Origin of the sequence: Pararhizobium sp. (assembly GCF_965279435.1) — a bacterium.
Lineage (GTDB): Bacteria > Pseudomonadota > Alphaproteobacteria > Rhizobiales > Rhizobiaceae > Pararhizobium.
The window spans coordinates 4366168-4390818 of record NZ_CBDIHY010000003.1; the positions used below are offsets into that span (position 1 = coordinate 4366168).

Sequence of the window (24651 nt, forward strand, 5' to 3'; positions counted from 1 at the left end):
GGCCGGCAAGTGGAAGATATCAACGACGTCGAGATCATTGCGCCGAACTTCAAGCAACGCCTTTCCGGCGTCACCTCGACCATCATTCAGCTGATCCCGGTGCAGCGGGCGCTCGGCCAGAAGGTCGCAGCACTTGGTCCCGGCCTGCCGCAAAACCTGCCGCATATCGGTTATCGATCGCTTCTGAGCCTCTGGTGCCGCCCAAAAAACCGGGCGCTGCGCGTCTGGCACGCCCGCCGCAACATCGAGATGCTGCCGGCGATTTTCATGCGCGATATCTTGAGGATGAAGCTGAAGATCGTCTTCACCTCCGCCTCGCAGCGCAAGCATTCCGGTTGGACCAAATTCCTCGTCAGCCGCATGGATGCGGTGATCGCCACCAGCAATCGCACCGCCGCTTATCTGGAGGTGCCGAGCACGACGATCATGCACGGCATCGACACGCAGCGCTTCTTTCCAGCGGCAGACAAGCCTGCGGCGAAGTCAGCACTCGGCCTTCCCGCCGGCAAGAAAATTGCCGGCTGTTTCGGCCGCGTGCGCCATCAGAAGGGCACCGATCTTTTCGTCGCCAGCATGATCAGCCTTTTGCCGCAACGGCCGGACTGGATTGCCATCATCGCCGGCCGCGCCACGCCATCGCATCAGGCGTTCGAGACGGAACTGAAGGAAAAGGTCAAAGCTGCAGGTCTTGGCGAGCGCATCCTGTTCGTCGGCGAACACACCAATATTCCCGACTGGTACCGGGCGCTCGACCTGTTCATCGCGCCGCAGCGCTGGGAAGGTTTCGGCCTGACGCCGCTGGAGGCGATGGCAACGCAGGTGCCGGTGGTGGCGACCGATGTCGGTGCGTTTTCCGAACTGCTCGTCACGGGTGAGGACGAAACCGGTATCCTGATCGCGGCTGGTGACCTAACCGCAATGGCCGGCGCTGCGGCATTGCTGATGGACGATCCGGACAGGTCAGCGCGCGCAGCCGAGCTCGGCCTCTCCCGCGCCATCGACAGCTTCAGCATCGAGGGCGAAGCGTCGCGTATTGGTGCGGTCTATGAGACACTTTTGTCCGGCGGCGCTTCCGTCTGATCGCTGCAAAAGCGCGGGGCCACCGGCCCCTCTTAAGCCCGGCTTCACGGGCACATTCTCCCGGTACACAGGGAAACTCCCTCTCCCGCCCTCGACGAGATTTAGATCTCGATAAGGCTGACATCCTTGACCTGGCGGATGGTCAGCATGGTGCGTACCGTGTCCACATTTTCCGTGGCCGTCAGCTCCTCGATGACGAAATCCTGAAAGCCTGCCAGGTTTTCGGCGACGCATTGCAACAGAAAATCGGATTCGCCCGACACCATCCACGCCTCGCGCACCAGCGGCCACTTGGCCGTTTGCTTGGCGAAGGCTTTCAGGTTGGCATCGGACTGATGCTTCAGCCCGACCATGCAAAAAGCGACCAGATCATAACCGAGCGCCGGCGCATTCAAAAGGGCACGATAACCGCGGATGATGCCGGCTTCTTCCAGCTTGCGCACACGCCGCAGGCAGGGTGGCGCCGAGATGCCGACGCGTTCGGCAAGTTCGACATTCGTCATGCGTCCGTCATTCTGGAGTTCGCGCAGAATTTTCATATCGATAGCATCAAGTTCGACGCGTATCACCATGGTAGAGCTTCCCGTTGTTCTTTTCGGTCTATTTGATCAGAGCCATTATTGCTAATACGCACGATACGCCAAAATCCAGACTGCCGAGCAGGCTGGATGAAAGGCTCGTCGGTAACACGTATTGAGATGGAAAAACGAGAGCGAGTTTGCGTGTCATGCACAAAAACCTCGCAAAACCGGGGCAATGGAGCAACACATCTGTGTGTATCGGCAGCGTTGCCCTTGAAACAGGGCTGCTGGAATCCCTAGACTAGAGAGGATTTTCTCAACCTAGGATGAAGCTGGACGGCGTTATACCGTCGCGGCGATCGAAGGACGCAGACCATGACTGCCCGACACACCAAAGTTCTCATCATCGGCTCAGGCCCGGCTGGCTATACCGCTGCGATCTATTCGGCGCGTGCGCTGCTCAATCCGGTTTTGATTGCCGGTATGGAACAGGGCGGCCAGTTGATGATCACCACCGATGTCGAGAATTATCCGGGCTATGCCGATCCGGTTCAGGGTCCGTGGATGATGGAGCAGATGCTCAAGCAGGCACAGCATGTCGGCGCCGAGATCGTCAACGACCTGGTCACCGATGTCGATATGTCGGTGCGCCCGTTCCGGCTGAAGACCGACAGCGGCACAGACTGGACCGCCGACGTTTTGATCATCGCTACCGGCGCCAAGGCAAAGTGGCTGGGCATCGAGAGCGAACCGGTCTTCCAGGGTTTCGGGGTTTCGGCCTGCGCCACCTGCGACGGCTTCTTCTATCGCAACAAGGACGTGATCGTCGTCGGCGGCGGCAACTCTGCCGTCGAGGAAGCTCTGTACCTGTCGAACCTCGCCAAGACCGTTACGGTGGTGCATCGCCGCGATCATTTCCGTGCCGAAAAGATCCTGCAGGAGCGGCTGTTTGCCAAGGCGAACGTCAAGATCATCTGGGATCATGAAGTGACCGAATATACCGGTGCAGCGGCCAAGCCGCCGATGCCGGCCTCGGTCAGCGGCGTCAAGCTGCGCAACACCAAGACGGGTGCGCTCAGCGACATGCCGATCGACGGCGTGTTCGTGGCCATCGGCCATGCCCCGGCGGTCGAACTGTTCAAGGACAAGCTGCGCTTGAAGCCGAACGGCTATCTCTGGACAGCCCCGGATTCGACGGCCACCGATGTGGCAGGCGTTTATGCCGCAGGCGACGTCACCGACGATATATACCGTCAGGCGATCACGGCCGCCGGAATGGGCTGTATGGCGGCGCTCGAAGCGGAAAAATATCTGGCGGGCCATATGCCTGTCGCAATTGCGGCCGAATAGAAGCCGCGAAGAATAGGAGCGGTCACAGGCCGCTCCCGAGTGGGAACAGACAATCAGCCTTATGGCGGGAAACACCGAGCCGTTTTCCGCCACGAGCATTTATTGGGGGACATCATGCCGCTAGACTGGGACAAACTGCGTATTTTCCATGCGGCGGCGGAAGCGGGATCGTTCACCCATGCGGCCGACAAGCTGCACCTGTCCCAATCGGCCATCAGCCGCCAGGTCTCCTCGCTGGAGCAGGATGTCGGTATCAAGCTTTTCCATCGCCATGCCCGCGGCCTGATCCTCACCGAACAGGGCGAAATCCTCTATCGCACCGCCCATGAAGTGCTGATGAAGCTGGAAAGCGTCAAAGTCCAGCTGACCGAAAACACCGACAAGCCATCCGGCAAGCTGCGCATCACCACCACCGTTGGCCTCGGCCAAGGCTGGCTGACCGACAAGGTGCAGGAATTCCTGTCGCTTTATCCCGACATGCAGGTGCAGCTGATCCTCGACAATGAGGAACTGGATGTGAACATGCGCCATGCCGATTGCGCCATCCGCCTGCGCCAGCCGCAGCAGTCCGACCTTATCCAGCGCAAGCTGTTCACCGTCCACATGCATGTCTATGCGGCGCCCTCCTACATCAACAAGTTTGGCGAACCGCAGTCGGTCGAGGATCTGGATAACCACCGGATCATCACCTTTGGCGAGCCGGCACCGAACTATCTGCTCGACGTCAACTGGCTGGAGATCGCCGGCCGGGATTCGGACAATCCCCGCCCCTCGCACCTGCAGATCAACAGCCAGACCTCGATCAAACGCGCCTGCCTGCTCGGCATCGGCATCGCCATGATGCCCGACTATATCGTTGGCCGCGATCCCGGACTGATTCAACTTCCGATCGGTGCCGAGATTCCGTCTTTCGATACCTATTTCTGCTATCCGGACGAGATGAAGAACGCTGCCAAGCTGAAAGTCTTCCGTGATTTCATCGTCGCGAAGGCCCGCAACTGGGCCTTCTGATGCGCCCTTCGCGCCTGCACAAAAAACGCTCTCTATATTCCTTCTAGACAAACTGTTGTTTTAACTGATTTTTCCCCATACCCACGAGATTACAAGGGGTGTAAGGAATTGAAATCGCCTGAAAATTACGCAGGGCTGCATCCGGCACATGGCTGTCATGCATATTAAATCATTGCGAATAGCCCAAAAAACCATCATACCGACTGCAGCTGATGCATCTTGGTGGCTTTTTCCTCCCAGTGCCACCGCAGCAGCTGTTCCCCTCTGGAGGTTTAATTACCTTCATAACTATAAAGGGCCCAAGTTTTTCTTGTGGCCCTCTTTTTTTGCCCAGATTTCAAGAACATCCCTATGGTTGCAATATTTTTTGCGGCGCGGCATTGAAATGCCATCAGGGCTTTCCCACATACAGTTCAGCTGATGCATTTTGGTGGTCTTTTCCTCCCAGTACCACCGCAGCAGCTGTTCCCCTCTGGAGGTTTCTATAACCTTCACATCTAAAAGGGCCCTGTCCTCCAGTGGCCCTCTTTTTTTGCCCAGATTTTCCCCTCCCCACAATTTGCACGCCCCTGTATTTCACGAAAGCGTGATTTGAATATCGGAAATTTCCGATCTACCCATCGGCATATCGTAATTTAGCGATAAAGAATCGACTGATGGACAAAGACGAAATCCTCAAAGCCCTGGCCCATCCCAAGCGCATCGAGATGCTCGGCTGGATGAAGGAACCGGACGTGCACTTCTCCAGCCAGCATCATCCGCTGGACATGGGTATCTGCGCCAGCCAGTTCGAACGCTGCGGCCTGTCGCAATCGACCGTGTCTGGCCATCTGTCGATCCTGCAGCGTGCCGATCTGGTCACCACCAAGCGCGTCGGCCAGTGGATTTTCTACAAGCGGAACGAAGACACGATCGAGGCGTTCCTGAAAGAGATCAGCAACACGCTCTGACCGGCAGCCTTGCCCAGCGATTTATCCTCCCAAGACAAATACCCCCGCAACGAACGAAAAGGACTTCCCATGACTTCCCTCTTCGACCCGATCAAGATCGGCGACATCGAGCTTGCCAACCGCATCGTGATGGCGCCCCTGACCCGCAACCGTTCGCCGGGCGCTGTGCCGAACACGCTCAACGTCACCTATTACGAACAGCGCGCCTCCGCCGGCCTTCTGATCACCGAAGCGACTGCGATCACCCAGCAGGGTCAAGGTTATGCCGACGTTCCCGGCCTCTACACCAAGGAAGCGCTGGACGGCTGGAGACAGGTGACCAATGCCGTGCACAAGGCGGGCGGCAAGATCGTCGTGCAGATGTGGCATGTCGGTCGTATCTCCCACACCACACTGCAGCCGGACGGCGGCAAGCCGGTATCGGCCTCGGCCATCCAGGCGAAGTCGAAGACCTATCTGATCAATGAGGACGGCACCGGAACGTTTGCCGAAACCTCGGAGCCGCGTGCGCTCGCACTCTCCGAAATCCCGGGCATTATCGAAGACTACCGCAAGGCCGCCCGCGCGGCGGTCGATGCCGGTTTTGACGGCGTCGAGATCCATGCGGCCAACGGTTATCTGATCGACCAGTTCCTGCGCTCGGGCTCCAATGTCCGCACCGACGAGTATGGTGGTCCGATCGAAAATCGTGCACGCTTCCTGTTTGAGGTCGTCGATGCCATCACCAAGGAAATCGGCGAAGGTCGGACCGGCATCCGCATTTCACCTGTGACGCCTGCCAACGACTCGTCCGATCCCGATGCGCAGACACTGTTCACCTACGTCGTCGAGGGACTGGCCAAGTACAAGTTGTCCTATATCCACATCATCGAGGGCGCGACCGGTGGCCCACGCGACTTCCAGCAGGGCGACAAGCCGTTCGACTATGCGGCGCTCCGCGACGCCTATGAAAAGGCCGGTGGCAAGGCCGCATGGATGACCAACAATGGTTACGACCGCGACCTCGCCATCCAGTCCGTCAAGGACGGCAAGACCGACCTCGTCGCCTTCGGCAAGCCGTTCATTTCCAACCCGGATCTGGTCGAGCGCCTGAAGAACAACGCCCCCCTCAACACGCCGGATCAGGCCACCTTCTACGGTGGTGGTGCCAAGGGTTATACGGACTATCCGGCGCTCGAGCAGCAGGTCGCCTAAACATCCACCCTCCCCTTGAGGGGGAGGGTCGGCACGTGAGTGCCGGGGTGGGGTGATATTCAGCAGGCCGCAATCCGCTATAATGCTCGCGGCGCCCCCCCGCAGCGACGCTGCGACCTCCCCCCTCAAGGGGGAGGTAAGCGAAAGACGCATAATGTTCGACCATTTCATCCAGGCCTGGGCCCTCGTGCCCGACGGCACGCCAATCGTCACCCACTCCAGCCGCCTCCTTGCTGTCCGCTGGCAGGGCCTTCCCGCGATGCTGAAGGTTGCGACCATAGACGGGGAAAAACGCGGCGGTTTACTGATGCAATGGTGGGATGGCGAAGGTGCCGCCAAGGTCTATGCCCATGAGGATGAGGCGATCCTGCTTGAGCGGGCAGAAGGCCAGCGCTCGCTGCTGTCCATGGCGATGACCGATGAAGACGATGCGGCAAGCCGGATCATCTGCGGCACCGTCCGGACCCTGCATAAGCCGTCCGAAAAACCCGATCCCGAGCTTGTCCCCCTCGATATCTGGTTCCGTGCACTGGAAGCCGCATCCTTGGCCCATGGCGGTCTCTTCAGGACCTCGCATACAGTTGCCAAAGCACTGCTTGCCAATCCGCTCCAAACCGGCGTGCTGCACGGCGATATCCATCACAGCAATATTCTCGATTTCGAAGACCGGGGCTGGTTGGCCATCGACCCGAAGGGCTTGCTTGGCGAACGCGGCTACGACTATGCCAACCTGTTCTGCAATCCAGACCTGCCGACGACGAAGGACCCCGCAAGACTGCGCCGTCAACTCCCCATCGTAGCGCTGGAATCAGGCCATGAGCCGGAACGGCTGCTGCGCTGGATCATCGCCTATGCGGGACTTTCCGCCGCGTGGTTCCTTGAGGATGGCGGCGATCCGGCACCGGCTCTTCATGTCGCTGAAATGGCCGCTGCGGAATTGAACAACGGGGCCTGATTTACCGGCTGTACAACGCCGTTGTCGCGGCTTAGAGCTTCGGCAAATTCTGGAGACCCCTGATGCACCTGCGCGACGCCGAAGAGACCGACCTGCCCGCCATCCGCGACATCTACAACGATGCCGTGCTCAACACGACGGCGATCTGGAACGATACGCAGGTCGACCTCGAAAATCGCGCCGCATGGTTCACCGAGCGCAAGCGTCTCGGCTATCCGGTGCTGGTGGCGGTCACCGATGACGGCACGATTGCCGGTTATGCCTCCTTTGGCGACTGGCGCGCCTTCGATGGTTATCGCCACACCGTCGAGCACTCCGTCTATGTCGAGAAGAACCAGCGCGGCGGCGGCATCGGCAAGCTCCTGATGCTTGCCCTGATCGAGCGGGCAGCCGCCTGCGGCAAACATGTGATGGTTGCCGGCATCGAGGCCAACAATATAGGGTCGATCCGGCTGCACGAAAAACTCGGCTTCGAGATCACCGGCCAGATGAAGGAAGTCGGTACCAAGTTCGGCCGCTGGCTGGACCTGACCTTCATGCAGTTGACGTTGCCCGAGAAATCATAAACGGCTCCGGATTTCATCCGATCGGTGCTATCACGGACTGTCGAGACAGATGGCCCCTGCGCAGATGAAACACATAAGATGGCGGTATGAATGGGCATGGCTGGCAACGCTGATTGCCCTTGCCTTACTCGCCGGGACGTTCTCAAACAGCCGGACAGCCGTTGCGCAACCGGAGTGGCGTGCGCCACCCTGCGTCTATTCCACGACCACGGCAGATACGACGCTTTGCGTCCGCGCCCGCAGCTACAGCCGCGACATCTGCACGGCGCTTGGCCATTTCGCCGAAACCAATGCGCTGCCACCCGATTTCTTTGCGCGGCTGATCTGGAAGGAAAGCCTGTTCCGGCCGGATGCCGTCAGCCCCAAGGGTGCCGAGGGTATTGCGCAATTCATCCCTTCGACCGCAAAACTGCGCGGCCTCAACAACAGCTTCGACGCACTGGAAGCCTTGGGGAAATCGGCCGAATATCTCGACGTCCTGCGCGACCGCTTCGGCAATCTCGGATTTGCAGCTGCCGCCTATAATGCTGGCGAAGGCGGGCTGAGTGCATTTCTCGCGACCGGCAATTTGCCGTCCGAAACCCGCGCCTATGTGCTTGCCATCACCGCCCATCCGATCGAGGAATGGAAGGACAATCCACCGGCAGCGCTCGACCTGCGGCTCGACAAGGACAAATCCTTCTACGATGCCTGCACCGCGCTTGCCGACAAGCGGCGGCTGAAAGAGGTGGAGTTTGCCGAGGAAGGCGCCTGGGCGCCCTGGGGAGCGCAGCTGTCAGCGCATTTCCAAAAGAGCGTGGCAGAGCGGCTGTTTCTGGCCACAGTCAGCCGGATGCCCTCACCGCTCAATGCCGAGAAACCGCTGATCCAGCGCGAGCGCAACCGGGCTTTTGGCAACCGGCTACGCTACACTGCCCGCATTGGCCGTGAGACACGGGCGGAAGCCGACGCGGTCTGTACGCAAATCCGCAAGACCGGCGACGCCTGCATCGTCTTCAAGAACTGATTGGTGTCACCGCAACTGGGCCGGACGTGTGCGGCGCTGCCAGAGCCCGCTGCGGCATCTCCAATTCCGGCGGCAGGCAGCCAAGGGCGGCAAGCGATGCGCGCACGGCCTCGTCGATCGGGGTCCAGGGTTCGGCACCGATGGCGGCAACCAGCCGGTCATTGGGCATGCGCAGCGGCTCCTGCCAGATGTAGCGCATCTCCCGCAGCTCTTTCAACAAAGGCACGAACGGTGCTGCAAACGGCATCATCCACCAGGGGAAGGCTTTGACCTTCATGTTCGGGTTGCCGCTGGCACGGCGGATCGCGGCGGCCAGACGAGTACCATCATCATCCCAGAAGCCCTGCATATGATAGACGGCGAAGGGTGCCAACGTTTCGCGGCGCTCGACGAGGCGCGCCATCGTCTCGGCCACATCCGGCAGATAGGCCCATTGATGGCCGATACCCTTGCGGCCTGGATAGGTGACGGAGGTTACCGGCTTTCCGGGAGTGACGATACCTTGCGAAAACCAGCTATTGGCAGCGCCCGGGCCAAAGAAATCCCCTGCCCTGACGATGATGACGCGAACGCCTTCCCGTGACGCGGTTTCAAGGCGACGTTCCATTTCGGCGCGGATCTTTCCCTTGGCAGTGACCGGATTCTGCGGCGATTTTTCATGCAGCAGCGGAAAGGCATCGGGACCGAAATTATAGATCGTGCCGGGCAGCAGCACCGTGGCGCCAGTTATCTTGGCCGCCGCGATGGTATTGTCGATCATCGGCAGGACCAGCGTTCCCCAGTTGCGATATCCCGGCGGGTTGACGGCATGGACGATCAGACTTGCCCCACGCGCTGCGGCAAGCACATCATCTGCCCGCATCGCGTCGCCCTGCACCCATTCGAAATCCGTATTTTTCGCGGCCGCTTCGGCTGCATCGCGATGGAGCGCGCGGATCGTCCAGCCACGGGCCTTCAAGTTGCGTGCCACCGCGCCGCCGATACCGCCGGTCGCGCCGAGGATAAGAGCGATCTGTTTTGTGCGGTCAGTCATGTCTGATCTCCTTGTTCGATGGAGACCATCCTGAACTCTTTCCAACTAAACGGAATTGCCGAAAATAATTTAGCTGATATACAAAAATAGATGAACAAGATCGAACCCAGCTGGGATTTCTACCGCACCTTCCTGACCGTGCTGCAGGAGGGATCACTGTCGGCCGCCGCCCGCGAGCTCGGGCTGACGCAGCCGACCATTGGCCGGCATATCGATGCGCTGGAAACCGGTATCGGTTTCCAGCTGTTCATCCGCTCGCCGCAGGGGCTGATCCCGACGGAGGCAGCGATCGACCTTAGACCGCATGCGGAACAGTTGGCCGCGAATGCCGCTGCCCTCCTCCGGGCCGCCACCGGACAGGGCGGCGGGGTGCGCGGCACGGTGCGGATCAGCGCCAGTGAAGTGATCGGCATCGAGGTGCTGCCACCGATACTGACAGCGCTCAGTGAGCGGTATCCGGACCTCGTCATCGAGCTGTCGCTGTCGGATGCCGTCGAAGACCTGCTGCGCCAGGAGGCCGATATCGCCGTGCGCATGGTCGAGCCGCAACAGGATGCCTTGATCACACGGCGCATCGGCGGCATTCCGCTCGGACTGCACGCCCACCGTCGCTATCTCGACAAACACGGTATGCCGGGCAAGCTGGAAGACCTGCTTGATCACAGGACCATCGGCTTTGACCGCGAAAGCGCGTTTGTTCGGGCCATCCGCAAGCGCGTACCGCTGATCGAACTGATGCGTCCGTCCTTCCGCGCCGACAGCAATCTGGCGCAGCTGGCCGCCATCCGCGCCGGCTTCGGCATTGGCGTCTGTCAGGTGGAGCTCGCCAGACGCGATCCGGAGATCGTCAGGCTGTTCGAAAAGGAGTTCGCGCTGCCGCTCGAGACCTTCGTCGTCATGCACGAAAACCTCAAAACCACGCCGCGTTGCCGCGCCACCTTCGATGCGCTGGTGGACGGCTTGCTGGCCTACATCGGCAGGTGATCCGACGGCACGCCGCCGGCTGGAGCCTGCGTCAGCCCGTGCGATCCCCGCCGTGGTGCCAGAGCCTTGACCGAAAACAACGCATAGATGATCAGCGGCAGGCAGACGAGATAGGATGTGCGGATGCCGGCATGTTCGGCAATGAAGCCGAGCAACGGCGGTGCCAGAAAGAAGACGATGAACGTTACCTGGCCGAGGGCTGCCACATTCACCTGTGCCGCCCTGTCGGTGCGCTGGGCGGCCGCCGAGACCGCCAGCGGATAGACCGCGCTGCATCCGCCGCCCATAAGCGCGAAGCCGAACAGCGCGATATAGGCATGTGGTGCCAGCCAGACGGCGGTGAGACCGATGGCCGACAGGACAAGCAGGACCGAGGCGACGTTGCGGGCACCGAACCGGTCGACGACCGGGTCGATGAACAGCCGGGCCATGGCCATGAAGAAGGTGAACAGCGTCAAACCGAGACCGCCGATAAACGGCTCGACGGCAAAGACGTCGCGCATATAGATCGCCGACCAGTCGATCCCTGCACCTTCGACGAGGAAGGCGGCAATGCCGATAATGCAAAGCGGCAAGAGGCCAACCGTCGGTACGGCAAACAGCGGCGCCTTGGCCTCATGCGAAACGGCGCGGGCCGGGGCGTTGCGGATACCCGAGATAGCCAATAGACCGACGACTAGCACGAAGGCGAACGTCACCGCCAGGTGAAGCTGCATGGAGATTTCGCCCTGACGAACGCCAGACGCAATCAGTGCCGTGACGAAGAAACCGAGGCTCCAGAAACCATGGGCGCGGTTCATGATGCCACGCCCGAGCCGCGCTTCCAGCCGGTCGATCTCGACATTGAGATTGATTTCGAGCGCGCCGGCAAGCAGGCCGGCGACGAACAGCACGCAGAACACCAGTGGCGCGGCACCGACCCACGGAACGATCGCAAACGAGGCGGCCGTGCCGAGAATGGTGATGAAGGCCGTGGTACGTGCGCCAAGATGGGCGATCAGCGGCGAGGAGAATGTCAGCGAGATCAACGCTCCGACCGCCATGCCAATGAGGGTCAGTCCGAGTTCGGATTTGTTGACTCCAAGCGCCACCTGCAGATCCGGCATGCGGGCCAGCAACGCGCCGAGCGACACGGCGAACAGGAAGAAACAGGTATAGATCCTGTGATGCGGCGCAATGGTCATGACTGGGCTCCTCGATAGGCCGCTGTGTACCGGGATTTGGGCGGGAGCGGAAGCCGCGCGACATGTCGGGGTACGAAGATTTACCGCATCAGGGCCAGATTTTGCGACAGGAAGAGATCGCGACAACGCCCATAACACCAACGAAAAAACCCGCCGTTTCCGGCGGGTTCGTTATCGCTCAGTGGAGCTGCTTACTTGCAGGCACCGCAGAAGCGCTGGATGCGCTTGCAGGCTTCTTCGAGCAGTTCTTCCGAGGTCGCATAGGAGATACGGAAATTCGGGCCGAGGCCGAAGGCCGAACCGTGGACGACGGCGACGCCTTCGGATTCGAGCAGTTCGGAGACGAAGTCCTCGTCGGTCTCGATCAGCTTGCCGTTCGGCGATGTCTTGCCGATCAGGCCCTTGCAGGACGGATAGACGTAGAACGCACCTTCCGGCGACGGGCACTCAATACCCTTGGCCTGGTTGAGCATCGACACCACCAGATCACGGCGGCCTTCGAAGATCTTCTTGTTCTCAGGAATGAAATCCTGAGTGCCGTTCAGTGCCTCGACGGCCGCCCACTGGGCGATCGAGCAGGCGCCCGAGGTCTGCTGGCCCTGGATCATGTCCATCGCCTTGATCAGCGACAGCGGCCCGGCCGCATAGCCGATACGCCAGCCGGTCATGGCATAGGCCTTGGAGACGCCGTTCATGGTCAGCGTGCGATCATAGAGTTTCGGCTCGACTTCCACCGGCGTGGCGAACTTGAAGTCGCCATAGGTCAGGTGCTCATACATGTCGTCGGTCAGGACCCAGACATGCGGGTGCTTGAGGAGCACGTCGGTCAGGGCCTTGAGTTCGGCATGGCTATAGGCGGCGCCCGACGGGTTGGACGGCGAGTTGAAGATGAACCACTTGGTCTTGTCCGTGATCGCCTTGTCGAGGTCTTCGGCGGTCAGCTTGAAATTGTTGGCCTGTGTCGCTTCGACGAACACCGGTGTGCCGCCGCAAATCGCCACCATCTCCGGGTAGGACACCCAGTAAGGGGCCGGGATAACGACTTCATCGCCCGGATTCATCGTCGCCATGAAGGCGTTGAAAAGAATCTGTTTTCCACCGGTGCCGACGATCGTCTGGGCAGCGGTGTAGTCGAGGTTGTTCTCGCGCTTGAACTTCTTCGAAATTGCCTCGCGCAGTTCCGGGATACCCGAAACCGGCGTGTACTTCGTCTCGCCGCGGTTGATGGCGTCGATGGCGGCCTTCTTGATATTATCAGGCGTATCGAAATCCGGCTCTCCGGCGCCGAGCCCGATCACATCGCGGCCCTTGGCTTTCAGTTCCCGGGCTTTCTGGGAAACGGCGATGGTGGCGGATGGCTTTACACGGGAAAGGGCGTCGGCAAGAAAGGCCATGATATGTTTGTCCTGATCAGGTTGAAACAGCATGCGGCCAATGGAGCGGCTCTGCCAGGCTCCATAGCGGTTAGGTGTATGTCGAAAGACCGCCCCGGTTTCAAGCGCAAAGAACCCAGAAAACCCGCAAAATGCGTAACCATGACAATGTTTCATCAGTGACATCACAGGTTTGGATGAATCAGTTTGTCGGCCTGGCCGCGCAGACGACTGAAACGACTCCGCTTTTTGAACCCTGCTAAAGAATCCGGCTGATCTCGCCAGCAGCGCGAGCATGAGAAACAAGAACGTTTCTCCACTGAGATTTATTCATCAAAAACAAACGCTTTGACCGATTTCCGCAACGCCTTGATTTGGTCACAACAAATGCCTTGGCCTGCCGCAATTCCGTCCTTGAACAGCCGATTTCGAAGCCTTTTCTGGAGGCATACGAATCCATGTGCGCCGAGGGGGCCTGCAATGCTTCTGAACACCGAGAATACGGCCAAGCCGCCGCGCCGCATCACCGGCCGGCAAATCGAGTATCTGATCCTGACGGCGCTGGTCGCCGTGACACTCTCTCTGCTGTTCGTCATGGGCTTTTTCTCGCATGCGATGGCTGAGACGAATGACAGCAAGTCGCAGCGGTTTTCCGGCTATGTGCGCCCCAACGACATGGGCACGGGTGCCCTGCTCTTCCCGTCCAAGGAGCCCGGCTCGTTTGTCGAGGCGCCGAAGCTGGCGACGGATGTTGTGATCGACGTCAACGGCCCGATCATCCGCACCCGCGTCACACAGCGTTTCCAAAACCCGAGCAAGGGCTGGGTCGAAGGCACCTATGTCTTTCCGCTGCCGGAAAACTCTGCTGTCGATACGCTGAAAATGCAGATCGGCGACCGCTTCATCGAGGGGGAAATCAAGGCCCGGGAAGAAGCCCGCAGGGTCTATGAGGAAGCAAAGGCCGGAGGCAAGAAGACGGCGCTTCTCGAACAGCAGCGCCCCAACATCTTCACCAATCAGGTGGCGAATATCGGCCCCGGCGAAACCATCGTCGTGCAGATCGAGTACCAGAGCAGTGTCCACCAGTCGGGTGGCGAATTCTCGCTGCGGTTCCCGATGGTGGTGGCCCCGCGCTACAATCCCGATCCGATCGTCCAGACGGTCGATCTCGATGTCAAAACCGGCTATGCCGTCAATGACCCCGTTCCGGATCGCGACAAGATCGCAGCCCCTGTGCTTGATCCCACTGAAAATGCGAAGATCAATCCGGTAACGCTGACCGTCAATCTCAATGCCGGCTTCCCGCTCGGCACTGTCACCTCGCCTTTCCATCAGACCGACATGCAGACCGTCGACGACATGGCCCGCAAGATTTCGCTGAAGGGCGGCAGCGTGCCGGCCGACAAGGATTTTGAACTGAGCTGGAATGCCATTGCCGGCAAGAAGCCGAATGCCGGCCTGTTCCGCGAAACGCTGAACGGCAAGACCTATCTGCTCGGTTTCGTCACGCCTCCCGCCGCATCCGCTGCCACGGAAACACCAGCAAAACGTGAAGTCGTCTTCGTCATTGACAATTCGGGCTCGATGGCTGGACCATCGATCGAGCAGGCACGCGATAGCCTGGCGCTGGCGATCTCGAAGCTCAAGGCCGAAGACAAGTTCAACGTCGTCCGCTTTGACGACACGATGGACGTGCATTTCCCCGCGCTCGTCCCGGCAACGCCGGACAACCGTGAAAACGCCATCGCCTTCGTTCGCGGTCTGACTGCCGATGGCGGCACCGAAATGCTGCCGGCGCTGGAAGCCGCTCTGCGCACCCAAGGGCCCGTCGCGCCCGGCGCCCTGCGGCAGGTGGTGTTCCTCACCGATGGTGCAATCGGCAACGAAGCGCAACTGTTTGAGGAGATTTCGAAGAACCGTGGCGACGCCCGTGTCTTCACCGTCGGTATCGGCTCGGCGCCGAACACGCACTTCATGACCAAGGCCGCCGAAATCGGCCGTGGCACGTTCACGCTGATCGGCTCGGAAGATCAGGTTGCAGCGCGCATGGGTGAGCTGTTCACCAAGCTCGAAAATCCTGTCATGACCGACATCGCCGTCAGCTTCGATGGTGCCAATGCGCAGGATATCACCCCGAACCCGATGCCCGACCTCTATAGCGGCGAGCCGGTGGTGCTGACCGCAGCGCTTGATGGCACCTCGGCAGCAGGCAAGCTGCAGATCATCGGCAAAACCGGAAACCAGCCCTGGCGCATCGAAATGGATGTGGCCAAGGCGTCTGAAGGCACGGGCATTGCCAAACTCTGGGCGCGCCGCAAGATCGACGATCTGGAAGCCAATGCCTATGCGGTGAACGATGCCGCCGCCCTCGACAAGCAGATCGAAACGGTGGCGCTGGCCAACCACCTCGTCTCCCGCGTCACCAGCTTGGTCGCCGTCGATGTGACGCCGTCCCGGCCGGCCGGTGAGCCTGTCGTCAGTACCGACATGCCGCTCAATCTGCCTAAGGGCTGGGATTTCAAAAAAGTGTTTGGCGAAAAACCGCAGCAGGTTATCCCGGAAGGCCAGCGCAAGGCATCGCTGGAACAGAGCGAGCAGCAGGCAACACTGATTGCCGACCGGATGGCTGCCGCCCCGACGGCGCGCGCCGCCAGCGTGATCGCCGACGCCGGCAAACAGGTGGACCTGCCGCAGACCGCAACGCTTGCCGACCGCAATATCCTGATCGGCCTCCTGTTGCTTGCTTTCGCCCTGATGGCAGCAACGACCTTCAGCCTGTGGCGCTGGCAGCTGCGCGGCCTGGTTCTGGAGGCGCGTGGCCGTGTCCGATAAGCCTGGCAACGATGCGATCCTGCAGCAGGACAAGCCCGGATCGGACAAACAGGAGCCAATCAAGGAAGGGCGCGCCGGCTTTCTAGCGCGCCTCAACGCACTGGAGACGGTCGTCCTGGCCGGTATCCTTCTGATCGCACTGGCAGGCGTGATGCTGGTCGGCAAGGGCGTTTATATGAAGGCCAAGGCGGAGTTTTCCCAGGTGCTGCTGAAGCGCAGCTTCCAAGCCCAGCTCCAGGGTGAAACCAATGCCAAGCCCTGGCCCTGGGCCGATTTCTCCACCGAGGCGGAAATCACCGCACTGCGGATCGGCAAAACGGCAGTCGTGCTTTCGGGCGCCAGCGGCGAGGCTCTGGCCTTCGGTCCGGCACGCCTGGCCAATACGCCGGCACCGGGGGAACTTGGCACATCGGTGATCGCCGCCCATCGCGACACCCATTTTCGCTGGCTGAAGGACGTCAAGCAGGGCGATCTTCTGGTCATCACCCGCAAGGACGGAACCAACCTCACCTTCCGCGCCGGCACCAGCCGCATCGCCCGTTGGGACGAGAGCGGCATCAATGCCAGTGCGCCGGGCCGCAATCTGGTGCTTGCCACCTGCTGGCCGTTCGATGCGATCGAGCAAGGCCCCCTGCGCTATATCGTCAATGCCGAACTTGTTGAGGACGCAGGCCCATCTACGCTCGCCGCGCAAGGTGGACCGGGTAAACTTCCGGTCAAATCCTTTTGATCGCGAAACCGCTCTCCCGGCCTTGATCGCTTCCTCCCAGGACCCAGCTTCAACGGGTACCCTTGGGAGATGAGATGACGATGACGTTCGCAAGCCTGTTGAAATCCGCCGGATTGGCATCTGCTCTGGTTGCCGCCCCTGTCCTGGCCGATGATCCGAAGCAGTTTACGACCGAAAAGATCGCAGTGCAGGTCGATACGATCACATCCGGTCTCGACAACCCTTGGTCCGTCGAAGTTCTACCGGATGGCGCTTATATCGTCACCGAGCTTGGCGGCACGCTTCGCATCATCCGCGGCGGCAAGGCATCCCAGCCAATCAGCGGTGTGCCGGAGGTGGCGCGGCAGGGACAGGGTGGGCTTCTCGATGTCGCGCTTGATCCCGGATTTGCTGATAACCGCACGCTGTTCCTTTCCATGGCCGCTGAAAATGACAATGGCTACGGAACAGCCATCGTCCGCGCGGTCCTGTCCAAGGACGGGAAAAGCCTGACGCAGGTGCAGGAACTGTTCCGGATGAACAAGTTCACCAGCAAGGGCCAGCATTTCGGATCGCGGATCGTGGTTGCCGCCGATGGCAGCCTGTTCTTCGGCATCGGCGATCGGGGCGAACGGGACCGGGCGCAGGACATGCGCGACCACGCGGGCGCCATTTTGCATATCAAGCCGGATGGCAGCATCCCGGCCGATAACCCCTACAAGGATGGCAAAGCCGGACTTGCAGAACTCTGGTCGAAAGGCCACCGCAATCCGCAGGGCATCACCATCGACCCGGACAATGGCCAGCTCTTGACCGTTGAACATGGTGCACGCGGCGGCGACGAGATCAACACGCCGGAGCCGGGCAAGAACTATGGCTGGCCCCTCATCACCTTCGGCAAGGATTACTCCGGCGTCAAAATCGGCGTCGGACAGGCGGCCGACGGCTACGAGCAGCCTCTGCACTACTGGGATCCATCCATCGCACCCGGTGCCATCGACGTCTATCGCGGCGCGATGTTTCCACAATGGAACGGAAACCTGTTGGTGACAGCACTGAAATCCGAGCTGCTGGCGCGACTGGAGCGCGATGACAGCGGCGCGGTCGTTGCCGAAGAGCGGTTGTTCGAGGGTGAGTTCGGACGCATCCGTGACGTCAAGGTTGCACCAGACGGATCGATCCTGATGCTGACCGATGGAGACGACGGTGCGCTGCTGCGGGTTTCCGCGCCCGGCAATCGGTCCTGATAGACTACCCTTTTCGCGGCGAGCTGGTGCTTGCCGAAAATTGATGCAGATGTTAGCTCAAGTGCTCATAGGATCCATCGCACTGCTGCCCTGAAATCGTTCCGATGCGTGGCCCTCGTGCCAAAAACATCAGGAGCAGCATCGTGACCCGCATCCAGGCCAATCTCTTCCTGCTTTTATCCGGCGCCATCTGGGGCGCCGGTTTTGTCGCGCAATCGACGGCGATGGATTCGATCGGTCCGATGTGGTTCATCGGCCTTCGCTTTGCCATTGCAACTGCGGTCGCGGCACCGCTGGCTTTGTGGGAGCATCGCAAGGCAACAGCGCCGATGCCGAAATCCAGCATCCGCAATTTCCTCTGGATCGGGCTGGCGCTGTTTGCCGGTGCGATGACCCAGCAGCTTGGTCTCCTGACCACCAGCGTCACTAATTCCGGTTTCCTGACCGGGCTCTACGTCGTGTTCGTGCCGATCCTGACCGTGGTCTTCCTGCGCCGCAAGCCGCACTGGGTCATCTGGCCAGCCGCCAGTTTGGCCCTATTGGGCATCTTCCTTCTCAGCGGCGGCACGCTGGCCGGCCTCAACAACGGCGATGCCCTGACAATTATCTGCGCCGTCTTCTGGGCGCTTCAGGTCATGCTGGTCGGCATTTTCGTCGGCAGTACCGGCCGGCCGATGCTGCTTTGCGTGGTACAGTTTGCCGTCTGTGCCGTTTTTGGCTGCCTGGCCGGGGCGATGTTCGAACCGCTCGACATGACCGCCATCACCAACGCCCTGCCCGAAATCCTCTATGCCGGTTTCTTTTCCAGCGGTATCGGCTTCATCTGCCAGGTGGTCGGCCAGCGCTACACGACAGCGCCACAGGCAGCAATCTTCCTGTCGAGCGAAGCATTGTTTGCAGCCCTGCTTGGCGTTCTGCTGCTCGGAGAAACCATCACCATCATCGGCTATATCGGCTGCGCGACGATCTTTGCTGCCATGCTGATTGCCGAAATCGTGCCGGAATTGACAAAACCCAAGCGCATCGCCGCGGGCGCCTGATACCTCGCGAGTAGTAGGGCTAGAGGTTTATCAACACGGGCCGTATTGCATTAGGATGCAGACACGTACCAAGTTTTATCAAACGGTTAATATTTGAAATCCGCGATCGGAGTGGCCTGCGTTACATTAGCCCTCTGCGACACTCTGCGTCGCAAACGGCTCAGAAAATGCGCATCCACAGCCAAATGGCAATATTTTCAATTACTTGCAGTATATCAGCCGGAGGACCGCATTTTTTGGCAGTTGATGGCTTTTTAAACAAACCAAAACGGCACACTTGTTTCAAAAAACTTTTGCTTGCCAATTTAAAATAAACACAGCAAGCTTACTGTGTTCGGGCAATTTGCGAACACGGGAAGACCTTTATATTCACGCGCGCCGGACACGCACAATGTTCCGGGTGGCAAGACAAAGACGGGAGTTCGTCGATGGCTGGCTGCAATTACAGGACCCTTTCCTCATAGTCGAGAACTGCCTGCCGCACGCCCTTTGGGCAAAACATTGTAATGCTGCCCGCCGCATCCGGGCAGAGGAAAAAGGACCTGACGCATGGCCGAGACTGGCATTGTTAAATTCTTCAACACCGACAAGGGCTTTGGTTTCATCAAGCCGGACAATGGTGGCGCTGACATCTTTGTCCATATCTCAGCAGTCCAGGCTTCGGGCCTGAACGGGCTATCGGAAAACCAGAAGGTCAGCTTCGACACTGAACCAGACCGCCGTGGCAAAGGCCCAAAGGCAGTCAACCTGCAGGTTTCGAGCTAACAACCGCGTTTTTCTGCAGTCCATTCACGATGAAGCCCGGCCTCGTTGCCGGGTTTTTTTATTCAGCCTGCGTTCAGTTTCGCCATATTAATCTGGCTTCATCATCAAGGACTGAATTGTCCGGCCGAAAACAGGATCGAATCAATGAACAAGGTTATCAAAGCTGCCGTTCTTGCCCTCGCCACCGCAGCGACGGTCATCCCGACAGTATCGTCCGCGCAGGCTGAAGACTGGGGCCGCCGTGGCTATCGTCATGGTGGCTACGACAGAGACTATCGCCGCCACAACAATGGCGACGCTGTCGCACTCGGCGCGCTTGGCCTTGCCACCGGCGTCATCATCGGCGGCGCGATTGCCAGCCAGCCGCGATACCAGGAGCGGGTCTACATCGATCCGGAACCCGAATATTACGAGCCGCGCCCGGTCTATCGCCGCCCTCGCCCCGTCGTTGTTCAGAATTACGGTGGACTGGAGCCTTGGACGCCCGGCTGGTACCGGTATTGCTCGCAGCGCTACCGCTCGTTCGATTCCCAGTCCGGCACGTTCCGCGGCTATGATGGCCGCGACTATTTCTGCCAGGCCGGCTAAGCCGACACTCATACCTCACTGAAAAAGGCACGTGCTGATCGGCACGTGCCTTTTTTATTGTCCCGGCCCATGGCACAGGATCGGCGTTGGCCGTTAAAGACCGCGCAGATAAGGGTTGGTGCGGCGCTCCTCGCCGATCTGGCCGCCCGGGCCGTGACCGCAGATGAAGCCAACAGTGTCGCCAAGCGGCAGGATCTTGTCACGGATCGAATCGAGCAGCTGCTGGTGGTTGCCGCCCGGCAGATCGGTACGACCGACGGAGCCGCGAAACAGCACGTCGCCGACATGGGCAAAACCCTGCTCGCGGTTGTAATAGACCACGTGACCCGGCGCATGGCCGGGGCAATGCAGCACCTCGAACACATGCTCGCCGAAGGAGACGGTATCGCCATCCTCCAGCCACCGGTCGGGCAGCACGTTTTCGACCTTCATCGCCAGCCCGAATTTTTCAGCCTGGGTCTCAAGCTTTTCGAGCAGCGGCAGATCGTCCTTGTGCGGGCCGATAATATCGATGTTCAGGGCTTCTTTCAGTTCCTTGGCGCCGCCGGCATGGTCGATATGACCATGGGTCAGCCAGATCGCCTTCACGGTGATGCCATTTTCCTTGATGGTCTTAAGGATGAGATCGACATCGCCGCCCGGATCGACGACCACGCCTTCCTTGGTTTCGGTATCGAACAAAACCGTGCAATTCTGCTGGAAATGGGTAACCGGGATAATGCCTGCCTGTAACATGCCGCTATGCCTCGCTGTCTGTATCGCTGAACAGCATATAGGGCGGACGCGCTGCAATGAAAACGGCAAAGACAGCTGTTGAAACACAGAGCAACTGCGAAATGCCCGGATCACCGAAGACTGGAGGCAAGGTCTTAACGCATGTCCGCAAGTTCGACGGCTGCCGGCAAAGGCGCCTGGAAATTGATCGTGGTCATCAGGAGAGCAAAAACCGCAAGCTTGGCGGCAATTACAGTGATGACGACCGGACGCAACTGGTGTGCGGCGGAATACGGTTGTTCGGAAATGGTCGGTTGCATGTTCATACCCTCTCTTGTTGGCGTCTAAACACCCGGATTGTTCAAAAGTTCCGGTAAAGCGGAGCCATTTCAGTATTTTGCAATTTGAAGATAGGCGCAGTTCCAATGGGAACATCCGAATGGATAAGGACGCAAGCAACCAGAGCCATCTGCACTTCATTGAGAACTGATTGTGCAGGAGGTCGGTTAAGGGAAATTCTGTCGTCAATGGCAGGGCGAAACATGCGTCACCTTTCGCTATTGCACTCCCATGACAACGGCATGAACATGCTGGTTTTTCTCTCCACCTGAAGGCGACTTTCAACAAAAGTCTCTTTTCGCAGTTGCGAAATTGACTCGTGCGGATTTTCGCCCCAACCTGCACGTGCCGGATCGACGGCGTGCCAGGTGAGTCCGGGGGCCGGACGCCGATGGCGGACACGGGAGCAGCGAGCAATGGAAGCATTACTGCCTATCATTACGCAATTGATTGCCGGCGCAGCGGGTGGAAACGCGGCGGGCGCGGTTCTCAAGCAACAGGCACTCAGCGTCGTTGTACGGACGATCGTCGGTGCGATCGGCGGCCTCGGCGGCGGGTATCTCGTTCAGATGTTGGGTGGCGAAGCCGCAGCCGCCGGACTGATAACCCAAGCCATCGGCGGGCTTGTCGGCGGTGGTGTCCTGACCGGGCTTGCTGGCCTGGTCATGGGTAAAACCCAAGCCTGAAACGCGGGTCGCGGCCCGGACCCGGTCGCCTCAACGCATCAAATCTTGACAAAAAAGGCGGCTCGTCGGCCGCCTTTTCTTTATCGGCATCGAAGACGCCGATTATTCTGCGGCGGCTGCGACCGGATAGACTTCCTTGACGTAGTCGTTCATCAGCGTCTCGGAAATCGTTGCCGGCTTGAACATGTAGGGGCCGATTTCGGAGACCGGCGTGACTTCGGCAGCCGATCCGGTGAGGAAGCATTCCGAGAAATCGGCCAGCTCTTCCGGCATGATCACGCGTTCAACCACCTGGTAGCCCCGGCGCTTGGCAAGCTCGATGACTGTCTGACGGGTGATGCCGTTGAGGAAACAATCCGGCACGGGCGTATGGATGACACCATCCTTGACGAAGAAGATGTTGGCGCCGGTCGCTTCAGCCACCTGGCCGCGATAATCCAGCATCATTGCATCGGCGTAGCCCTTGGCTTCTGCCGCATGCTTGGAAATCGTGCAGATCATGTAGAGGCCGGCGGCCTTGGAGGCGCAAGGCGCGGTCTTCGGATCCGGGCGGCGGTACTCGGCGATGTCGAGACGGATACCCTTCAGCTTTTCGGCCGGATTGAAATAGCTCCCCCACTGCCAGATGGCGATGGCGACATTGATGCGGTTGCTCTGGGCCGAAACGCCCATCATTTCCGATCCGCGCCAGGCGATCGGGCGGGCATAGGCTTCGGAAAAACCCTGGCGCTTCAAAAGTTCGACCGTTGCCGCATCCAGCTCTTCAACCGAATAAGGGATCGTGAAGCCGAGAATTTCGGCCGACTTGTGCAGGCGCTTGTTGTGTTCGGTGAGCTTGAAGATACGGCCACCATAGGCGCGCTCGCCTTCAAAGACGGCGCTGGCATAGTGGAGCCCATGGGTCAGCACATGGATCTTGGCGTCCTTCCAATCGACGAATTCGCCATTGAACCAGATCTGCCCGTCCAACTGATCAAAAGGAACTGTTGCCATCGTCTCATCCCTCGGCGTCCACGCGCCATTCTTTGTGTTGATTGTCTTCCCTGATTCAATTTATCGGCAAACGCGCGCCAGGGAAATCCGCTATGATGAATTTGGATTGGCGATCGGCGCGGCGCGGCCTATCTTCAGGGATAGAGCAAGCGCCGGAAGTTCGCCCTTCTGCGATCAAAGGCTTACCGATGACGAAAAAATATGTCAATATAGCTGACATATTTTTTCGAATGTTTCGTGAAATGCACTGGAATTGAAAGGAAACGACTGCGTGGCAGGACAGCCGAACCAGAAAACCGACGGGGAAACCTCCCTGACCGGGTCAGACGCTGCGGAAGCGGTCGATTTCGAAATTATCGAGCTGCTCTTCTTTGCCTATCGGGACTTCACCTCAGACCCCGATGTGATTCTGGAAAAGCGCGGTTTCGGGCGTGCGCATCACCGGGTCCTGCACTTTGTCGATCGCGAACCGGGCATGACGGTCGCCGATCTACTCGAGACGCTGCGGATCACCAAGCAGAGCCTGGCGCGTGTTTTGAAACAGCTCATCGATTCAGGGTATATTCATCAAATTGCAGGGCCGGAAGATCGCAGGCAGCGCAAGCTCTATACAACGAAGGAAGGCAAGACGCTCGCAAGAGCCTTGGCCGAGCCACAATCACGGCGCATCGCCGAGGCGATGGAAAAAACCGGTCCCGGCGCACGTGAACTGGTCAAACGCTTCCTGGCCGGCATGAAAAATGCCGGTGATAATTGACACCCGGCAAACACAGCCGGCCTATGCGAGATGACGGGGCCAACGATAGATGACAAAGACGATCAGGATCGACGACGATGCCGCCCATCTGCTGGTCGTGGATGACGACCGTCGGATCCGTGATCTTCTCAACCGGTATCTGATGGAAAAGGGATTTCGCGTCACCACGGCTGCCGATGCGGACCAGGCGCGCCGCAAGCTCGAAGGCATCGACTACGACCTTCTGATCGTCGATGTGATGATGCCCGGCGAGACCGGAATTTCGCTGACCCAGAGCCTGCGCAAGATCAAGACCGTGCCGGTGATCATGCTGACGGCGCTTGCCGAATCCAATGCCCGCATCGAAGGCCTGGAGGCAGGCGCCGACGATTACCTGCCGAAACCGTTCGATCCGCGCGAACTGGTGCTGCGCATCAACAATATCCTGCGACGCAACGCGCCGGCCAAGGCCCCCAAGGTCGAACAGGTCATCTTTGGTCCCTTCACCTTCTCGGTGGTGCGCAAGGAACTGCGGCGGGGCGCCGACCATATCCGGCTGACGGACCGCGAGCAGGAGATCATGATGCTGTTTTCCCAGCGCGCCGGCGAAACCATTCCGCGCCACGAACTGGTCAGCGACGAGGCGGAAGTCGGCGAGCGCACCATCGACGTGCAGATTAACCGCCTGCGCCGCAAGATCGAGGATGACCCGTCCAATCCCGTCTGGCTGCAGACAGTCCGTGGCATCGGCTACCGGCTGAGCGTGGACTAACCGATGATCACGCGGCTGGGTAT

The 24651-nt window shown here is 59.6% G+C and carries 25 protein-coding genes; 18 read left to right on the forward strand and 7 right to left on the reverse strand.

Going from position 1 to position 24651, the window contains the following annotated elements:
- Positions 1-9 precede the first annotated feature (9 nt).
- Entirely contained in the window at positions 10-1080 is a 1071-nt protein-coding gene (locus ACQY8Q_RS26960; RefSeq protein WP_428429620.1) for a glycosyltransferase family 4 protein, read from the forward strand.
- A gap of 101 nt (positions 1081-1181) precedes the next feature.
- On the opposite strand, the gene ACQY8Q_RS26965 is transcribed toward ACQY8Q_RS26960, so the two are convergent.
- A complete protein-coding gene (locus ACQY8Q_RS26965; RefSeq protein WP_082512254.1) occupies positions 1182-1652 on the reverse strand; it encodes an Lrp/AsnC family transcriptional regulator in 471 nt (156 codons plus the stop codon).
- A 324-nt stretch (positions 1653-1976) separates the two neighbouring features.
- Here ACQY8Q_RS26965 and trxB point away from each other — a divergent pair, with 324 nt between their 5' ends.
- The 7 genes from trxB (at position 1977) to ACQY8Q_RS27000 (ending at position 8633) form a co-directional block, all read left to right on the forward strand.
- The gene (trxB, locus tag ACQY8Q_RS26970; protein ID WP_428429621.1) at positions 1977-2951 is read left to right on the forward strand and encodes a thioredoxin-disulfide reductase; all 975 of its coding nucleotides are present in this window, start codon (positions 1977-1979) and stop codon (positions 2949-2951) included.
- 114 nt (positions 2952-3065) lie between these two features.
- On the forward strand, positions 3066-3962 hold the full coding sequence (locus ACQY8Q_RS26975; protein ID WP_113245712.1) for a LysR family transcriptional regulator VtlR: 897 nt from the start codon (positions 3066-3068) through the stop codon (positions 3960-3962).
- 656 nt (positions 3963-4618) lie between these two features.
- Positions 4619-4912 carry an ArsR/SmtB family transcription factor gene (locus tag ACQY8Q_RS26980; RefSeq protein ID WP_428429622.1) on the forward strand — a complete coding sequence of 98 codons (294 nt, stop codon included), beginning with the start codon at positions 4619-4621 and terminating at the stop codon, positions 4910-4912.
- Between the two features lie 69 nt (positions 4913-4981).
- Complete coding sequence (locus tag ACQY8Q_RS26985) at positions 4982-6106, forward strand: alkene reductase (protein ID WP_428429623.1); 1125 nt, start codon at positions 4982-4984, stop codon at positions 6104-6106.
- Positions 6107-6260: 154 nt separating this feature from the next.
- On the forward strand, positions 6261-7061 hold the full coding sequence (locus ACQY8Q_RS26990) for an aminoglycoside phosphotransferase family protein (protein ID WP_428429625.1): 801 nt from the start codon (positions 6261-6263) through the stop codon (positions 7059-7061).
- 62 nt (positions 7062-7123) lie between these two features.
- The gene (locus ACQY8Q_RS26995; protein WP_428429626.1) at positions 7124-7627 is read left to right on the forward strand and encodes an N-acetyltransferase family protein; all 504 of its coding nucleotides are present in this window, start codon (positions 7124-7126) and stop codon (positions 7625-7627) included.
- A 64-nt stretch (positions 7628-7691) separates the two neighbouring features.
- Positions 7692-8633: a lytic transglycosylase domain-containing protein gene (locus ACQY8Q_RS27000; protein ID WP_428429627.1), complete on the forward strand. Its 942-nt coding sequence runs from the start codon at positions 7692-7694 to the stop codon at positions 8631-8633.
- Here ACQY8Q_RS27000 and ACQY8Q_RS27005 read toward each other — a convergent pair.
- A complete protein-coding gene (locus tag ACQY8Q_RS27005) occupies positions 8623-9666 on the reverse strand; it encodes an NAD(P)H-binding protein (RefSeq protein WP_428429628.1) in 1044 nt (347 codons plus the stop codon). The genes ACQY8Q_RS27000 and ACQY8Q_RS27005 overlap by 11 nt on opposite strands.
- A 90-nt stretch (positions 9667-9756) precedes the next feature.
- Here ACQY8Q_RS27005 and ACQY8Q_RS27010 point away from each other — a divergent pair, with 90 nt between their 5' ends.
- Positions 9757-10650, forward strand: coding sequence for a LysR family transcriptional regulator (locus ACQY8Q_RS27010; protein WP_428429629.1), 894 nt, complete (start codon positions 9757-9759; stop codon positions 10648-10650).
- Here the strand turns inward: ACQY8Q_RS27010 and ACQY8Q_RS27015 are convergent.
- Positions 10635-11834, reverse strand: coding sequence for an MFS transporter (locus tag ACQY8Q_RS27015; RefSeq protein ID WP_428429630.1), 1200 nt, complete (start codon positions 11832-11834; stop codon positions 10635-10637). The genes ACQY8Q_RS27010 and ACQY8Q_RS27015 overlap by 16 nt on opposite strands.
- Positions 11835-12025: 191 nt before the next feature.
- Positions 12026-13228 carry a pyridoxal phosphate-dependent aminotransferase gene (locus ACQY8Q_RS27020; protein ID WP_428429632.1) on the reverse strand — a complete coding sequence of 401 codons (1203 nt, stop codon included), beginning with the start codon at positions 13226-13228 and terminating at the stop codon, positions 12026-12028.
- A 459-nt stretch (positions 13229-13687) separates the two neighbouring features.
- On the opposite strand from ACQY8Q_RS27020, the gene ACQY8Q_RS27025 reads away from it, so the two are divergent.
- The 6 genes from ACQY8Q_RS27025 (at position 13688) to ACQY8Q_RS27050 (ending at position 20388) form a co-directional block, all read left to right on the forward strand.
- On the forward strand, positions 13688-16039 hold the full coding sequence (locus ACQY8Q_RS27025; protein WP_428429633.1) for a marine proteobacterial sortase target protein: 2352 nt from the start codon (positions 13688-13690) through the stop codon (positions 16037-16039).
- Positions 16040-16097: 58 nt separating this feature from the next.
- On the forward strand, positions 16098-16769 hold the full coding sequence (locus ACQY8Q_RS27030) for a class GN sortase (protein ID WP_428429889.1): 672 nt from the start codon (positions 16098-16100) through the stop codon (positions 16767-16769).
- A 74-nt stretch (positions 16770-16843) separates the two neighbouring features.
- Entirely contained in the window at positions 16844-17995 is a 1152-nt protein-coding gene (locus ACQY8Q_RS27035; RefSeq protein WP_428429634.1) for a PQQ-dependent sugar dehydrogenase, read from the forward strand.
- Positions 17996-18138: 143 nt separating this feature from the next.
- Complete coding sequence (locus ACQY8Q_RS27040; RefSeq protein ID WP_428429635.1) at positions 18139-19035, forward strand: DMT family transporter; 897 nt, start codon at positions 18139-18141, stop codon at positions 19033-19035.
- A gap of 549 nt (positions 19036-19584) precedes the next feature.
- Entirely contained in the window at positions 19585-19800 is a 216-nt protein-coding gene (locus ACQY8Q_RS27045) for a cold-shock protein (protein ID WP_060638944.1), read from the forward strand.
- 144 nt (positions 19801-19944) lie between these two features.
- Positions 19945-20388, forward strand: a complete 444-nt coding sequence (locus ACQY8Q_RS27050) for a BA14K family protein (protein ID WP_428429636.1) — start codon at positions 19945-19947, stop codon at positions 20386-20388.
- A gap of 93 nt (positions 20389-20481) precedes the next feature.
- Here the strand turns inward: ACQY8Q_RS27050 and ACQY8Q_RS27055 are convergent, their stop codons facing one another.
- The gene (locus tag ACQY8Q_RS27055) at positions 20482-21123 is read right to left on the reverse strand and encodes an MBL fold metallo-hydrolase (RefSeq protein ID WP_428429637.1); all 642 of its coding nucleotides are present in this window, start codon (positions 21121-21123) and stop codon (positions 20482-20484) included.
- A 134-nt stretch (positions 21124-21257) separates the two neighbouring features.
- A complete protein-coding gene (locus ACQY8Q_RS27060; protein WP_428429638.1) occupies positions 21258-21428 on the reverse strand; it encodes a hypothetical protein in 171 nt (56 codons plus the stop codon).
- A gap of 429 nt (positions 21429-21857) precedes the next feature.
- Between ACQY8Q_RS27060 and ACQY8Q_RS27065 the strand changes: the two genes are divergently transcribed.
- Positions 21858-22127 (forward strand): hypothetical protein, encoded by a 270-nt coding sequence (locus ACQY8Q_RS27065; protein WP_428429639.1) that lies wholly within the window; start codon positions 21858-21860, stop codon positions 22125-22127.
- Between the two features lie 102 nt (positions 22128-22229).
- On the opposite strand, the gene ACQY8Q_RS27070 is transcribed toward ACQY8Q_RS27065, so the two are convergent.
- Complete coding sequence (locus ACQY8Q_RS27070; RefSeq protein ID WP_428429640.1) at positions 22230-23120, reverse strand: branched-chain amino acid aminotransferase; 891 nt, start codon at positions 23118-23120, stop codon at positions 22230-22232.
- A 313-nt stretch (positions 23121-23433) separates the two neighbouring features.
- On the opposite strand from ACQY8Q_RS27070, the gene ACQY8Q_RS27075 reads away from it, so the two are divergent.
- On the forward strand, positions 23434-23877 hold the full coding sequence (locus ACQY8Q_RS27075) for a MarR family winged helix-turn-helix transcriptional regulator (RefSeq protein ID WP_428429890.1): 444 nt from the start codon (positions 23434-23436) through the stop codon (positions 23875-23877).
- Between the two features lie 49 nt (positions 23878-23926).
- Positions 23927-24628, forward strand: coding sequence for a response regulator transcription factor (locus tag ACQY8Q_RS27080; protein ID WP_113245688.1), 702 nt, complete (start codon positions 23927-23929; stop codon positions 24626-24628).
- Positions 24629-24651 lie beyond the last annotated feature (23 nt).